This is a genomic window from Pseudoalteromonas sp. MMG024, assembly GCF_021654175.1.
In the GTDB taxonomy this organism is placed as follows: Bacteria; Pseudomonadota; Gammaproteobacteria; order Enterobacterales; family Alteromonadaceae; genus Pseudoalteromonas.
In genome coordinates, this window is record NZ_JAKFZO010000005.1 from 124164 (window position 1) to 139984 (window position 15821).

Below are 15821 nucleotides of genomic sequence, written 5' to 3' on the forward strand. Positions count from 1 at the left end.
GTTATGTTGCAGTGGATTATTCAAACCAGTTTAAAGTACAAGGTATTGGTGCTGTTATTGGCTGCCATGCTAGCGATATTGGGCGTTTACTCGGTAAAGCAAACACCGCTTGATGCTATTCCTGATCTTTCGGATGTGCAGGTCATTGTTAAAACCAGCTTTCCGGGGCAAGCACCTGAAGTAGTTGAAGAGCAAGTAACGTATCCGTTATCAACCAGTTTAATGGCAGTACCAAAAGCAAAAACGGTGCGGGGCTTTAGCTTTTTTGGTGACTCTTACGTTTACATTATTTTTGAAGACGATACCGACTTGTATTGGGCACGCTCGCGCGTGTTGGAATACCTAAACCAAGTTACTGCTAATTTACCAAGTGATGCCAAACCAACCTTAGGGCCTGATGCATCAGGGGTCGGTTGGGTTTACCAATATGCCTTAATAGATAAAAGCGGCACACAAAACTTAGCCCAGTTACGTACTTTGCAAGATTGGTTTTTAAAGTACGAATTGCAGTCAGTGGCGGGAGTAAGTGAAATTGCTACCGTTGGCGGCATGGTGCAAAGCTATCAAGTAGTCGTTGAGCCACTGAGGCTAATGCAGTACGGCGTAACGCTTACACAAGTAAAGTCTGCAATCGAAAATGCCAACAGTGAGGTGGGTGGCTCGGTGCTTGAAATGGCCGAAGCTGAATATATGGTGCGCAGTCGCGGCTTTTTAACCGATTTAGCTGCGTTTAAAGCTATTCCTCTGGGCATAATAAATGACGACGGTAGCCCGTTATTGCTAGAACATGTTGCGACTATTCGTTTGGGCCCGCAAATGCGCCGAGGCATTGCCGAATTAAACGGTGAAGGTGAAGTGGTTGGTGGCATCGTGGTGATGCGCGATGGCGAAAATGCGCTAACGACTATCGCCAATGTAAAAGCTAAAATTGCACAAATTACCCCGAGCCTACCTGAAGGGGTTGAGATTGTAACGGTTTACGATCGCTCAAACTTAATTGAACGCTCGGTTGAAAACTTGCAGTCAAAACTGATTGAAGAAATGATTGTTGTTGCCTTGGTGTGCTTAGTATTTTTAATGCATGCACGCTCAACGCTAGTGGCTGTGATTTGTTTACCGTTGGCGGTATTAGCGGGCTTTATTTTAATGCGCTTAATGGGCATTAATGCCAATATTATGAGCTTGGGTGGTATTGCGATTGCGATTGGCGCTTTAGTTGATGCAGCTATTGTTATGGTGGAAAACTGCCATAAACACCTTGAGCATTATCGCGCTGAAACTGGCGAAAACGCTAAGGGAAAAGCACATTGGCAGTTAGTAAGTAAAGCCGCTGTGGAAGTTGGGCCTGCGCTTTTCTTCTCGCTTATTTTAATCACAGTGAGCTTTATGCCGGTGTTTGCCCTTGAAGCACAAGAAGGGAAATTGTTTAGCCCGCTTGCCTATACCAAAACCTTTGTAATGGCGGCTGCGGCACTGTTAAGCGTGACGTTAGTGCCTGTGCTAATGGGGTATTTAGTACGTGGTAATATTCCAAATGAGCAAAATAACTACCTCACTCGCGCATTAGTAGCAATCTACCGCCCGACTCTAGAACTGTGCTTAAAAGTACCTAAATTTACGCTGTTGGTTGCTATTGTGATTGCGGCATCAAGTTATTACCCGCTTTCTAAATTAGGTAGTGAGTTTATGCCTGAGTTGGAAGAGGGGGATTTACTCTATATGCCAACCACGCTGCCGGGAGTTTCCATTGCGGAGGCGGGTGAAATACTACAACAAACCGACCGCTTAATTAAAACGCAGCCCGAGGTACTTAGCGTATTTGGTAAAGTCGGTCGCGCAGAAACCGCAACCGATCCTGCGCCGCTCACCATGCTTGAAACCACCATTCAGTTAAAAGCAAAGAGCGAGTGGCGCGAAGGAGTCACCCTTGAAACCATTATTGCTGAGTTGCAAGCGAGTGTGAATTTTCCGGGACTTGCCAATGCCTGGGTGCAACCGATTAAAACCCGTATTGATATGTTGTCGACCGGTGTTAAAACTCCAGTTGGCATTCAAATCTCGGGCGATGATTTAGCGCAAATTGAGCAAATAGGCCGTGATGTGGAGCGTATTTTAGCGAATGTACCTGGTACGCTATCGGCGTATGCCGAACGTGCGCAGTCAGGGCGATATATTGATATATCACCAAGGCGCAAAGACGCAGCCAAATATGGTTTAAATATTGCTGATATTCAAAATCTAGTTAGGCATGCGTTAGGTGGCGCCAATATTGGCCAGTCGGTGCAAGGCAAAGAGCGCTTTCCAATTAACTTGCGCTACCCACGCCGTTATCGTGACCAAATTGAAGAGCTAAAAACATTACCGTTTTTATCACCAACGGGTGCATGGGTCACGCTAGAACAGGTTGCTGATATTGAAATTAAAGATGGCCCAGCGATGATTAAAAGCGAAAATGGTCGTTTTATTGCGTGGACATTTGTCGATTTAGCGCCAGATACGGTTATTGGTGATTATATTGCGGCTGCCAAAGCGGCACTGGATAGTGAGTTAGTGCTGCCTGCTAAGCACAGCATCCGTTTTTCTGGCCAGTACGAGTATATGGAACGAGTTACCAGTAAATTGGAATTGCTGATCCCAATTACCTTGGCGATTATTTTCATCATTCTCTACCTCGCATTCAATTCATCACTGCAGGCAACGTTAGTGATGTTAACACTGCCCGTGGCACTGGCGGGGTCATTATGGTTTGTTTATTTGCTGGATTATCAGTTATCCGTTGCGGTTGCGGTAGGCATGATTGCCCTTGCGGGGGTTGCGGCTGAATTTGGTGTCGTGATGCTGATTTACCTCAATCAGGCGTTAAAGCAACATCAGGATATTTTAACTGCGGTTAAACAGGGGTCGGTACAGCGCGTTCGCCCTAAAGCGATGACGGTACTGACTATCGTAATTGGTTTAACACCGATTATGTTGGGTGGCGGCACGGGCAGTGAGGTGATGCAAAAAATTGCAGCGCCAATGCTTGGCGGTATGGTGATAAGCCCACTGGTTAGTATGCTGGTATTACCTTGTGCGTATTACTTGTTATATCGCAATGAACGCACCCAAGCATAAAGCAAAAAAGCGCCAAAAGGCGCTTTTTTTCAAAGATAATCAGGCCTAACTTTTTACCTTCTACGAATTGCTAACAGTGACATTAGTAGTAATAAGTAAATAGGTAAACTACCACTGGATGAGCTTGATTCTTCTGGTACCGGTGGGCCTACTGGAATAACTGGTGCAACAACGGTAATGATTAACTCATCACTGCTGCTCGCGCCATGTTCATCGGTTGCTGTAAATGAAATGACAGCAGTACCCGCTTCGCTGCTAGCTGAAACGCTGGGCGTTAAGCTATCTGCATTAGTGATATTAATTGCAACACCTGAGACAAATTGCCACTGATAATTCAGTTGCTCTGTGCGATCATCGCTCGCAGTTGCGGCATTTAACACTGTTGATGCATTTGTTGCCAACTCTATATCGTTACCGGCGTACACCTCAGGCGCGCTATTGCTATCGTCATCTGAAATGGTAATTTCAATCTGCTGATTGCTTAACAGGCTGTCATCATTATTAGTGAGCTTGATAATAAAGCGTTCAGCACCTTCAATTTCTTGATCGTCCGTAATGCTGAATGCAATGGTTTTATTGGCAGTGTCGCCTTCAGCCCAAGTTACAGTGCCATTCTCAAAAGAAATATCGTTACTGCTCGCTGTTAGGTATTCAACTTGGTAGTCAAAGGTAATTTGGCCGCGGCTGCCACCCATGCGGCTTAATTCAATATTTACATCACCTGTTTTTTCAGAGAAGGTGCGGCTTGTTTGAACAAAACCAACTTTGCCTTGGCTGGCAAGGCCATTAATGGTGACTTTCATAATTCGGTTATCACCGATTTCAAGGTTGCCTGATGCGTTGTGTAAGCGAATATAAAAATCTTTAAGCGATGTTTCACCGTTATCTGTAAGCGCCATGCCAATTACTTTAGGTGTTGTATCGTTGGCTGCCCAAGTTAATGTTTGAGAGCTATTTCGTAGGTTCATATCACTATCAAGTAATGCGCTACCATTGATGATTTCAAATTCAACACTAGCTTCATCGCTAACTGCGGATGGCTTAGTGACGACAAGGCGCAGTTCATCACTGCGCTCAGCAATTAATTCGGTGTTTTCAAACGCTACATTAACGTTATTATCACGAGTGTTATCTTTTAATACGTACAAGCCGCTATTAATGTCGCTGATTAAAATATTGCCAGACGGTAAATAAGGATAAGCGCCCCAAGCACCATTAAATGATGGATTATCTGATGTTGGGAATGTATCGAAGTAACCGACTTCTTGCGGATTGATTGGGTCACTAATATCTAAAATAGTTAAACCGCGCTCGTAATTAGACATGTAATAACGGTTGCCTTTAACAAAGCCGTTGTGGTCGATGGTGCGGTTATTACTGGTCCATTTACCAACAATCGTTGGCTGTGTTAAATCGGCTAAATCTAGAATGCGTACAGTGGTATTTAAACCGCCTTTATTCTCATCAAACTCATCATGCACATACACGTAGCGTTTGTTCTCGTGCCACCAACCTGAATGAACATACTGGCTGCTGCTATCAACATCATCATAGCCAACTTGGCCTAAACGTTCTGTATTGGCAGATTGGGTTGCATCCCAAATGCGAATTTCATTCTCGTTAAAATCTATAAATACATCACACACACCGCTAGTGGCATTAACGCAATCTCGCGTAGCACGGGTGTCGTTTATCGACATGCTGGTGGCGTCATGAGTGTAGTTAGCCCGTGATGTTGAGCCAATATCAAAGCTTTTGCTGGGATTACTGGGCGTTGTTAAGTCATAGGTAGTAAACGAGCCGCCATATTTGTTTGAACCAACGATTTGCATTTTTGCAGATTGGCCGTTGAGCGGTAGATTTAAACTGTAATCAACATTACTGACATACACATTATGCGCGCTACTCACTGTGAAGTTAGTACCAGAGAGCGATACCGATGTGGGTAAATTATTTAGGTTAATTATCTGCACGCCAGTGTTTGCTTCAGCTGTTACATAGGCGTACGCTTGATAGGCTTTTAAAGTTTCGTCGTAATATTGCAGTACTTTAATATCGCGCCATGTCGTATTCGCGCCAGCGACACGACCAACTAATGTTGGGTTTGTAGGATCGGCCAAACTGTATACGCGAATACCATCAGAGAACCCCATAATGGCATATTCAATGCCGTTATTTAAATCAACATGCCCCCAAATATCATTGCCAGAGGTGTTTGCTGGCAATGGTACATGGGCGACTAAATCTACGTTGTTACAGGAATACGAACCGGCACGGCCATTTACACATGCTGTGCTACTTTGCTGCTCAAAAAGTGCTTGGTGACGTGCTAGTTTTTGTTTTAACTGTTTTGAAATTGTTAAGCTTTTAGTATCTGCAATGACATTAAAGCCAGCCTTTTGCAGCATGTCATGCAAGGCTATTGGTGCACCAACAATTTGTGTTTTGTTGCGATTAGGGTTTTGTACTTGAAAGTGGTCAAAGCGGTTAAAGCCGCCTAACACGGGTACTAACTCGCTTTGTAAATAAAATAGCTCAGATTCATTTTTTAACTCGTATTGACCGCTGGCAACCAATACTTTGTCACCTTTACTTGCTTGCGATACTCCGTAGGCGATGGATTTACATGGCCTGACGGGGTTGTTGCAGTCGCCTTTATCAATTCCGTTTTCGGTTACATAACGCGCCTTATCATGTTCTGTATGTGCGATCGCGTTCAGGCTAGTAATGCTACTTGCCAAAGCAAGTGTTAGCAGTGTAAGTTTCTGAGTCATCATAACTTTGTTAGAATCCTGTTCCTGTATTAATTACAGTGTAACTAATCAATGAAGAGAGTAAACCACCTTGCTTAGGTCATTTTGTATACTTTTGTTAATGGGCTTTTTGCTTGCGTGCCAAAAGCCATCAACGACTAAAATTGAATTTGTTGTAAAACAACATGGCGTTCAACACACATGTGATGAACGGCAAGTGTTAATGTGGTTTGTGTCTGAGTTCAAATCTGTCAGCGAAATAACCATTAAAGTGAGTCCATTATCATCAAATAGTGTGGCGCTAATTGGTGCTAACTGTGAGAAAAAAAGTTGGCAAGTTGAGCTTATGGCAGATGATTTAGACGGAAAAAAGCTATCATTTGAGATGGCGGTTCCGTTCAATGAAAATCACCTAAATCCACTTACTGCGGCATCACCACTTAATATTAGTGAAATGTTTTGGAGTTGGCAGTTAGGCCATAAATTTTTCCGCTTTGATGGCGACAATGGGTTTGCATTTCATCTAGGCAGTACCGGCTGTAAAAGTGCATCGCGTTTGCGGGCGCCTTCAGCACCGTGTGCTTACCCAAACCGTTATCGGTTTGAACTAGCCCAATTCGATGTGCAAAAACCAATTATTTTAGATTTAGATCGTTTACTTACTGAGGTGAACCGTTCTCGCTCTTGTATGAGTGAACAAGCGAACGAGATTTGTCAGCAGTTGTTTAGCAACTTAACAACTAAGATATTTTATCAGGAATAATATGCGTCGTTCTTTACTGTTGTTGGCACTATTACTTGTCGGTTGTAGCGAACCAAGCAAGCCTTATCAATGGCAACTACCAGAGGGCTTTCCGTTTCCTCAAGTACCTTCAACCAACCCTATGAGTGATGATAAAGTTGAACTTGGTAGACACTTATTTTACGACAAAAACTTGTCAGCAAATGGGTTGCAAAGCTGTGCGTCATGTCATCAGCAAGATCGAGCATTTGCCGAAATGATCCCAACGTCAATTGGCTCCACAGGTGAGCTACATCATCGCAATGCGCAGGCCTTAGTAAATGTTGCTTACAATAAAACACTGACCTGGGCTCACTCTGAAATGACAGAGTTGGAACAGCAAATTTTGCTCCCGTTATTTGGTGAAACACCGCTTGAAATGGGCGTAACAGGGCACGAAGAAGAGGTGTTAGCACGTTTTAATACGCCACAGTACAAGACATTATTTGAGCGCGCTTTTGGCACTGAAGATGCTAATTTCGATCACATTGTTAAAGCGCTTGCTAGTTTTACCCGTAGTTTGATTTCGTTTCAAAGTCGTTTTGATCAATATGCCTACGCCATGCAGGATGATGCCCTAACAGCAAGCGAAATACGCGGCATGGATTTGTTTTTTTCTGAGCGTTTAGAATGCCACCATTGTCATGGTGGTTTTAACTTTACGCAATCAACGACCCATCAAAAGCAGCAATTAGACCGTCATCCGTTTCATAATACAGGCCTTTATAATATTGATGGCAAAGGGGCTTTTCCGCTAAGTGATCAAGGATTATTTGCGATTACAGAAACGCCACAGGATATGGGTAAGTTTAGGGCGCCAACATTGCGTAATATCGCCTTAACAGCTCCTTATATGCACGATGGTAGTTTACAAACTTTAGAGCAAGTGATTGATTTTTATGCCGGTGCAGGCCGTAATATTACAACTGGCAAGCATCGCGGCGATGGCCGTGAAAACCCATATAAAAGTGCATTTATTAAAGGTTTTCAGTTAACTGAACAAGAAAAGCAAGACTTAGTGGCATTTCTACATACTTTAACTGACGAAAAGTTTATTAAAAACAAAGCATTTAGTAATCCTTTTAAGCAATAATCACTTACCCATGCAGGGCTTTATATTGATTTTAATATTTACAAAGGTATATTGTATGCAAATATTGATTTCGATATAGAAAGCTAAATATGAACACAAATGCGTTTGTTAATTGGCAACCAAGCAAAGTAATACAACAAATTACCACCCTAGAAATGCACACAGGTGGTGAGCCGTTACGTATTATTACATCGGGATTTCCTACTTTAAAAGGCGACACCATTTTAGCAAAACGTCAGGACTGTTTAGCTAATCATGATGATTTACGAAAAGGCTTGATGTTTGAACCTCGCGGTCATGCAGATATGTATGGCGCATTGATTGTTGAGCCCGAGCGAGATACCAGTGACTTGGGTGTGCTGTTTTTACATAACGAAGGCTACAGCACTATGTGCGGTCATGCCATTATTGCGCTATCTAAAGCGGCAATTGAAGCGGGTGTGATAAACAAAAAAGAAGGCGTTAATCAGATTAATTTTGATGTGCCTTGTGGTCAAATTCGCTCATCGGTAACCGTTAAGAATGGTGAAATTAGCGATATTCGTTTTTTAAATGTGCCTTCATTCTTAGCGCTAAAAGCACAGAAAATCGAGGTTGAAGGTATAGGGGCTGTGACTTTTGACTTAGCCTATGGCGGCGCGTTTTATGCCTATGTTGATGCGGATGCCATTGGTTTGTCTCTGAAGCAAGATAACAGCAATCAAATTATTGATTGGGGTAAGCGTATTAAACAGGCAGTGATTGCCAGCACCGAAATTAATCATCCTTTTGAAGCTGATTTAAGCTTTTTGTACGGCACTATTTTTGTTTCGCATAGCCAAATGGAGCATCCAGATTCGCATAGCCGCAATGTGTGTATTTTTGCTGAAGGTGAGTTAGATCGCAGCCCAACAGGTTCGGGTGTGGCAGGTCGGGCGGCAATTCACTTTGCTAAAAACGAAATTGAAGCACAGCAAGAGATTGTAATTGAAAGTATTTTAGGCTCACAGTTCAGCGTTAAAGTGGTTGATACACTAGAATATGGTGATTACATGGCGGTGATCCCCGAAGTGAGTGGGAGCGCTAATGTGGTAGGTAAAAACACATTTTATTTTGATCATAACGATGCATTAAACACAGGATTTATTTTCCGATGAGTACCCCATTTTTATCACGCCAAGCGACGTTTCGCAGTTTATTAACGAGTTCACAACTTGATAGCGCATTGATTTTTGGCTATGAGAATATTCGCTATTTATCTGGTTTTAGCGGTCATGCCGCGTATTTATTGATTAATCAAAATAGTGGTTATTTAGTCACTGACTACCGTTACGCAGAGCAAGCCACAAATGAAAGCCAAGGCTTTGAAGTCATTTGTCGCGATCGTGATAACGAAACGTTAGGCCATTGCTTTAATCGCCTTATCGAAGAAAACGCTAAGCTCGGTTTTGAAGCTGAACATATTAATGTTGGGGCTTGGCAAGCAATAAATGCAGAGTTGTCAGTTGCACAATTAACACCAATACAAGGTGTTGTTGAACGAATGCGCTCTGTAAAAGATGATTGGGAAGTAAAGCAAATTGAGCTTGCAGCAGCGATTGCAGACCAAGCACTTAACGAAACCTTGCCTTATTTTAAAACCGGAGCCAGTGAGCGCGATATTGCACTTGAGCTTGAATATCGCATGCAAAAGCTCGGCTCAAACGGCATGAGCTTTGACACGATTTTGTTATTTGGCGAACGCACCTCTTTGCCACATGGTATGCCGGGAGAGCGCAAACTCGCAGTTGGTGATTTGATTACCCTTGATTTTGGCGCTGTGATTAATGGTTATCGTTCTGATATGACGCGCAGTTATATTTATGGCGAAGCCAGTGAAAAACAACAATTGGTTTATCAAACTGTCGCCGATGCACAGGCCGCAGCTATGGCTGAAGTGGTTGCAGGTGCTGCGGCAACTGATGCTTTAAAAGCAAGTCATCGAGTTATTGAAAATGCGGGCTTTGCTGAGTATGCAGGTGAAGGATTAGGCCATGGCGTGGGGCTATTTTTACATGAATTTCCAATTATAAAGCCAAATTGTGATTACCATCTTGAAGTAGGTAATGTCATTACTATTGAACCGGGAATTTATATTCCAAACTTTGGTGGTGTGCGTTTAGAGGATGATATTTTGGTTACTGAAAATGGCTACAAGCTACTTACCCATGCCCCTAAGCAAATGATTTTACCTGAAAGAGGCTAAGAGGATACGCCATGAAAATAATTGAAAAAGAACAGGTGTTATCTAGCCTGTCGTTTGATGCCTTAATTAAAGCACTTAATACTAGCTTTGCAGGCAACTTTTTAATGCCACAGCGACAAGTGTTTGAATTACATCCGGGTGCTCCTTCGAATAATGCATTTGCTGTTTTGCCTGCGTGGGATGAAGAGGTGATTGGGGTGAAATCCTTTACTTATTTCCCGCAAAATGGCGAAGCGGGTTTTGAATCCTTATATTCCAAAATTATGTTGTTTGACCGAGCGCATGGCGTACCGCTTGCGCTGGTGGATGGTACCAGTGTGACGCTTTGGCGCACCGCAGCAGTTTCAGCATTAGCGGTGCGATATCTAGCACGTAAAGATGCTGAACATTTAGTGTTTTTTGGTAGCGGTAACCTTGCCAGTTATATGATTAAAGCGCATTTGTCAGTTCGCAATTACCGTAAAGTGACCATTATTGGCCGTAATCGTGACAAGGTAGATACCTTAATTAGCCAGTTACAAAGCGAATTTAGTCACGTTGCCTTTGTTGCTGGGCAAGCCGATAAAGAGACGATTGCAAGCGCTTGCACAATTAGTTGTGCAACAGGCTCACCTGAACCATTGTTTGATGGTAGCTGGCTGAGTGCTGGTACGCACATTGACCTAATCGGTAACCATCACAAACATTACCGAGAGTGTGATACGCAAACGGTAATACAAAGTGAAGTGTACGTGGATGGCCTAACAAATGTGTTAAATGAAGCGGGCGAGTTGTTAATTCCGATGGCTGAAGGAGCGTTTAGCCAACAGCAAATAAAAGGTGAATTAGCCGACTTATGTGCTAAACGCGTTTCTGGTAGGCAGCAAGAAAGCAGCATCACTCTATTTAAATCGGTGGGCACGGCACTTAGCGATCTTGTGGCTGCTAATCTCGTTTATAAGTTATCTAACTAAGTTGGGAATGGGCATGAAGTTAGAGCTGTTATTAGTTGGCGGGTTAATATTATTTTGGGGTTTGGAGCCTTGGGTATATTATTTTTTGTGCCGTCAACGAAAGCGCTCTTGGCGTGCTTGCGCGATTGAAAAAGCCACCTTAGTTGGCTTACAAGATTTGATGCCATTTCATAGTTTTAAAGATAAACAAATGATGCTGCAATACTGTTTTGAACAAACCAAACATAGCGTGATTGTTGATTACGATAAGTCTTGCTTAACGGCGCTGGAGAATAATCAAGAAGTGTTTATTTTTGTTGATCCTAGCAACCCAAGTAACGCTTTTTTATATCGAATGCCTAATCGAATCATCGCTTATTTATTTCCTTTAATCGGCACACTTTTATTTACGCTAGCACTCACCTAGACTAACAGTATTGTTTTCTTTTTATTGAATATGCGATGTGGCGACGTTGGACGGGGATTAGCTTTTTATTACTGATTGTTGTATTAGTGGCTACCCGCGTAAGTGCTGTTGAACTTGAAATGGTTGTTACAGAGCACTTTCCTCCTTATCAAGTTAAGTCAGGGGGAAAACTCGATGGCGTTGCTGTCGATATTGTTAAGGCGTTACTGCGCCGAGAGCAAATATCCACCGAGCATTTAGTATTGCCTTGGTCTCGTGCTTATCATATTGCTACCACAGAAAAAAACGTATTAATTTACTCAATGCGCCGAACGCAAAAACGTGAAAGTAGTTTTGAGTGGATTGGACCGGTTTTTCCAAATAGCTCAATACTACAAAGCAAAAGTTCATTGTTTTTATGGCAATTAAAAGCACGTGAACAAGCAAACGTCACGACTCAGTCAATGCAAAACCTAACCTTGGTCGTCGCAAGAGACGATTACATTATGGATGAAATTGTTGCACGCTATCAGTGGCCTGAAAAAAACGTAATGAAGGTAAGGCATTGGCCTGAAGCAATTAACGCATTAAAAGAACAGCGTGTAGATGCGATTGTATTGCAGAAAAACAATTTAATTGCGCTTAGTAAGCAAATGGCATTTGATTTAAACGATTTTGTGCCTGTTGTTGATTTAGGGCATACTCCCCAGTTGTATGTTGCTCTTAGTAAAGGATCTGACAAACAGCTAGTTGAGCGTTTACAGCAAAGTTTAGCGAGCTTACATGCTTCTGAAGAATATAATTTAATTGAACAGCAATGGCGTTCATCATTCATAAAAGTTAATTTTTAACTCCTTTCTATTCATACAGCTTATGATAAGCATAAACATGCTGGCCTTGGGTCGTAATATAAAACCCTTATACTAAAGGTGAATAGCTAACCAATACCTGACGCTTTTAATTAAAGTGCTACAGTTTATTAAAGTGTTTGAAGTCGTTCAAACACTCAAGCCATGTTAGGTATTTCACATTACCAAGGAGGTATTATTGTGCTTCAAGAATATCGTTTACATGTCGAGCAGCGTGCAGCCCAAGGTATTGTGCCAAAACCGTTAGATGCACAGCAAGGTCAGCTTCCAACACGAATGTGGATTGCACCACCAACCAAAATGAGCTTACCGACGAAGGCTACTATGGCATTTATGGCCGTGTAGGGGCGCGCATTGAAACGCCAGGGTGCTCGTTGTGTATGGGTAACCAAGCGCGAGTTGCAGACCAATCTACTGTGATGTCTACTTCTACACGTAACTTTCCTAACCGCTTAGGTACGGGAGCAAATGTATTTTTAGCATCTGCCGAACTTGCTGCAGTAGCTGCAATTATAGGTAAATTACCTACGCCAGCTGAGTACCAAGAATACGCGACAATGATAAATGCAACAGCTGCTGATACATACCGGTACTTAAATTTTCATAGAATGCCGCACTATACTAAAAAAGCTGAGCAAGTGATTATTCAGCAAGCAGTGTAACGATTCAGCTGTGTAATTGAGTGTGATGGTTATAAAAGCCGATGTTATTTAGCATCGGCTTTTTGCATTTTAAGATAATTTAATTCTTTAAATCTGGGAATTTATTATTAGCTATGATGTAATATTTTCAATAATTGTTGTTAAATTAGCCATTTGTTAATTTTCATAAATGCGAATTTAAACGCGAGGCAAGGAAGTGTATTTCAGAGTATTGCTATATGTATTCAGCACGTTGCTGTTGTTGGGTTGTGTAGGTGAAGGCGAAACCAGCAAATCAGTGAGTGAAGATGCGGCACAAACACCGGTACCCGTAGGCAGTGAAGGGGGAGTTATACGCTTTGATGGCACAGGCACTTTAGATCTAGAAGTTGGCGCTGTTGCCGATGGCTTGACACTGTCAGTTGATGTGGGGCAGTCGCAAGCCTTTCCCGATGCGCAAAATTCGCTTTCGAAAGTGTATTCGATAACACCAATTGAAACCGCATTATTTGACAAAGCGGATCTGACAATTCCATTACCAAGTGATTATCAAGCGGATCAGCAATATGTACTGGCTAGACTTGTTAACAATACATGGGTACCTAATTTTAATTCGCGCATAGAAGGTAATTTTATTAGCGCTGAAATTTATCACTTAGGTATATACGGCATTCGTAAATTACCGAATGTTTCTACCTTTAAATCCATTGGCCCAGCCTGTGATACAGCTGCTGTACAACAAACGATTCGTTTTGTGCATGTTGCTGATTTGCATTCTCGCTTCGGCTATAAAGAGCGCTTATACAGCCGTTTGAAATCATTGCATTTAACTTCACTAAAAGAGAACCCTTACACTGTTTTTACTAATGGTGGTGATGATTATGAAAAAGGCAATGTGGCTGAGCAAGTATCTATGGGTCGGGCCTCATCACTTGCAACACAAGCTATGGAGTTTGATGTGCGTGTGGTGGGAAACCACGATTATGCTTGGGGTGAAGACGAGCTACTAGCTTACGCACAAGATGAAACTGCACTGGTACTTGCTTCAAATACGCAATATGTTGGTGAAAAAGCACAAGGCTTTGCTACACATAAATTTGGCATTATTGATGTAGGTTGTGTCAAAGTTGGCTTCTTGGGTATGACCTCAGGTCCATGGAATGAGCTTGATAAAGAATACAAAGAACGCCCACTACCAGACTTTATTGATAATTTTGTAATGGATTATGAGTTTACCGAAGTCGCAGAAGGTTTAGTGCGCTTTTATAGTGAGCAAGTTGATTATCTTGTAATGGTGAGCCATTTAGGTTGGGTGGATGATCGCATTGCGCAAAATGTACCTGAGATTAATTTAATTCTTGGTGGTCATAGCCATGATAAGCCGCAAATCCATAGGTATAACGACAATCAATCGATTGTGATTGAACCCGATATTTACGGCATGGGCGCAACCGTGATTGATATCGAATTTAATTTATTTGATAAAACGTCACGTCCGGTGCGCTTTGAAAATGATGAAATTCAAATTGATACTTTAGATATCAATACATTTCATGAACCGCTTGATAACAAAATAGCAGAAATCGTTAAAACCTATTTAGAAGATCCAAACTATAAAGTGGTGATTTCTGAAAATTACCCCGACCGCAATGATATTGAAAAAGTGCTAGCCGATGCGCTGATGTTTACTCACAAAGTAGATGCTGTTTTGTTGGGGGCTTATGACTTGGCAGATCCGTTTAGCTTGTATCCTTGGCAAGCTGGTGGTGTAACCCAGCAAGAATTGCATGATGCGTTTCCGGTAGAGCGTCAGCCATCGAATACATTGGGTTTTAATGCGGTTTACTCGGTTGAAGTGTCAGGTGCGGATTTAGAGTCTATGGTGGGTCAGCAGCCCCAGTGGCAATACTTTGGTGAGCAGCAATTTAATCCGGATAGTACGTACACGGTAGCGCTTTACAAAGGTGCTGCATTAAATCCATCTTTGTTTTTTAATGATGTGAACTTTGAAAACCCCACTGCGCTAGATGATAGCTGGCGAGTGATTGAAGAATATGGTCGTTATCGCACTGGCCAATGCTTGCACTTAGACACAGATACACAATTAAATACCTGTAAAGAAGATAAATTTATAACGCTTTGGCAGTTTGATAATAGCGAAGATCCATTTTTAGCGGACTATGGTCCATCGACCATGAAGTTGTTTAACCCTGATCGTAAAAGTTATAGCGATGAGGTGATTTTTGAAAAAATTTCGCAACTTGAAGAATCAATCCCAAGTCTTTCTGGTTTTGATGCAACCGTTATGCAATTCCCACGCTTTAAAATAAACGAAGGCTTAAAAGTACGCCATAACGTAGATGCCAACGGTGATTTTGTCGAGCAAGGACTGGTGTCTGATTATTCATTGGTAATGGATTTATTGTGGCCAAGTGAAAGTGTGGCGAAATACCGTCCGTTATTACAAACATCTCTCAATTATGAAAGCGAAATCGAAGACGAAAAAAAGGCTGAAATTCGCTTTGAATCAATTGAAGATGAGCGCACAACTGGTGGTGTTGGCTTTGATGGTTTTTGTGGTGAAATGTTACCAGACACTTGGTACAGAATTGCACTGGTATTTTATAGTGCCCCATTTGATGGCACCTTTAAAGTTTACATTAATGGTGAATTAGCCTGTGAGAAAACAGGTCGAAATATTACTGAGCGTTTTGCATTAAGCGAGCAATTTTTATTACTAACCGATGGAACTTGGGCAGCCCAACCAGGGTATTTAAATGCTGCGCTATTTGCTGGCCGAAGCTTAAGTGAAACGGAAATTAAAATGATGGGTGGACCATCAGCCAAAATGACGTTTTCGCAAGAAAAAGCCACAACCAGTGAAACAATTTTGCGTCATCAGCAAAGTGCACCAGGGCGACCGTATAATCCATGGCTTGAACAGCGCAATAAGTTCTTTAAATGAGTTAGTTGCGTTATAAGTTGCTTCGATTTATAACGCTTTTTAA

General features: G+C 42.1%; 10 protein-coding genes and 1 pseudogene. 10 read left to right on the forward strand and 1 reads right to left on the reverse strand.

Annotation, left to right across the window (positions count from 1 at the left end; all coding sequences use genetic code 11):
* Positions 1 to 3: 3 nt before the first annotated feature.
* Entirely contained in the window at positions 4 to 3114 is a 3111-nt protein-coding gene (locus L1068_RS06395; RefSeq protein WP_237129553.1) for a CusA/CzcA family heavy metal efflux RND transporter, read from the forward strand.
* A gap of 53 nt (positions 3115 to 3167) precedes the next feature.
* On the opposite strand, the gene L1068_RS06400 is transcribed toward L1068_RS06395, so the two are convergent.
* Positions 3168 to 5891 carry a choice-of-anchor B family protein gene (locus tag L1068_RS06400; protein ID WP_237129554.1) on the reverse strand — a complete coding sequence of 908 codons (2724 nt, stop codon included), beginning with the start codon at positions 5889 to 5891 and terminating at the stop codon, positions 3168 to 3170.
* A gap of 106 nt (positions 5892 to 5997) precedes the next feature.
* On the opposite strand from L1068_RS06400, the gene L1068_RS06405 reads away from it, so the two are divergent.
* From L1068_RS06405 to L1068_RS06445, 9 genes and pseudogenes are all read left to right on the forward strand, one after another.
* The gene (locus tag L1068_RS06405) at positions 5998 to 6630 is read left to right on the forward strand and encodes an MbnP family protein (RefSeq protein ID WP_237129555.1); all 633 of its coding nucleotides are present in this window, start codon (positions 5998 to 6000) and stop codon (positions 6628 to 6630) included.
* Position 6631: 1 nt separating this feature from the next.
* Positions 6632 to 7741: a methanobactin export MATE transporter MbnM gene (locus L1068_RS06410; protein WP_237129556.1), complete on the forward strand. Its 1110-nt coding sequence runs from the start codon at positions 6632 to 6634 to the stop codon at positions 7739 to 7741.
* Positions 7742 to 7830: 89 nt separating this feature from the next.
* Positions 7831 to 8877: a proline racemase family protein gene (locus L1068_RS06415; RefSeq protein WP_237129557.1), complete on the forward strand. Its 1047-nt coding sequence runs from the start codon at positions 7831 to 7833 to the stop codon at positions 8875 to 8877.
* Entirely contained in the window at positions 8874 to 9965 is a 1092-nt protein-coding gene (locus L1068_RS06420) for a Xaa-Pro peptidase family protein (RefSeq protein ID WP_237129558.1), read from the forward strand. Before L1068_RS06415 ends, L1068_RS06420 begins: the two co-directional genes overlap by 4 nt.
* 11 nt (positions 9966 to 9976) lie before the next feature.
* The gene (locus tag L1068_RS06425; RefSeq protein WP_237129559.1) at positions 9977 to 10918 is read left to right on the forward strand and encodes an ornithine cyclodeaminase family protein; all 942 of its coding nucleotides are present in this window, start codon (positions 9977 to 9979) and stop codon (positions 10916 to 10918) included.
* Positions 10919 to 10931: 13 nt separating this feature from the next.
* Positions 10932 to 11324: a hypothetical protein gene (locus tag L1068_RS06430; RefSeq protein WP_237129560.1), complete on the forward strand. Its 393-nt coding sequence runs from the start codon at positions 10932 to 10934 to the stop codon at positions 11322 to 11324.
* A gap of 35 nt (positions 11325 to 11359) precedes the next feature.
* Positions 11360 to 12154: a transporter substrate-binding domain-containing protein gene (locus tag L1068_RS06435; RefSeq protein WP_237129561.1), complete on the forward strand. Its 795-nt coding sequence runs from the start codon at positions 11360 to 11362 to the stop codon at positions 12152 to 12154.
* Between the two features lie 273 nt (positions 12155 to 12427).
* Positions 12428 to 12834: pseudogene (locus L1068_RS06440) on the forward strand (aconitase family protein); the annotation flags it as partial.
* A gap of 196 nt (positions 12835 to 13030) precedes the next feature.
* Entirely contained in the window at positions 13031 to 15778 is a 2748-nt protein-coding gene (locus L1068_RS06445; RefSeq protein ID WP_237129562.1) for a metallophosphoesterase, read from the forward strand.
* Positions 15779 to 15821: the final 43 nt, after the last annotated feature.

Bases quoted from the DNA above. Each gene is read 5' to 3' on its own strand.
- L1068_RS06395 (WP_237129553.1), top strand. From the start codon at position 4: ATGTTGCAGTGGATTATTCAAACCAGTTTAAAGTACAAGGTATTGGTG.
- L1068_RS06420 (WP_237129558.1), top strand. From the start codon at position 8,874: ATGAGTACCCCATTTTTATCACGCCAAGCGACGTTTCGCAGTTTATTA.
- L1068_RS06415 (WP_237129557.1), top strand. From the start codon at position 7,831: ATGAACACAAATGCGTTTGTTAATTGGCAACCAAGCAAAGTAATACAA.
- L1068_RS06435 (WP_237129561.1), top strand. From the start codon at position 11,360: ATGTGGCGACGTTGGACGGGGATTAGCTTTTTATTACTGATTGTTGTA.
- L1068_RS06400 (WP_237129554.1), bottom strand. From the start codon at position 5,891: ATGATGACTCAGAAACTTACACTGCTAACACTTGCTTTGGCAAGTAGC.
- L1068_RS06410 (WP_237129556.1), top strand. From the start codon at position 6,632: ATGCGTCGTTCTTTACTGTTGTTGGCACTATTACTTGTCGGTTGTAGC.
- L1068_RS06425 (WP_237129559.1), top strand. From the start codon at position 9,977: ATGAAAATAATTGAAAAAGAACAGGTGTTATCTAGCCTGTCGTTTGAT.
- L1068_RS06430 (WP_237129560.1), top strand. From the start codon at position 10,932: ATGAAGTTAGAGCTGTTATTAGTTGGCGGGTTAATATTATTTTGGGGT.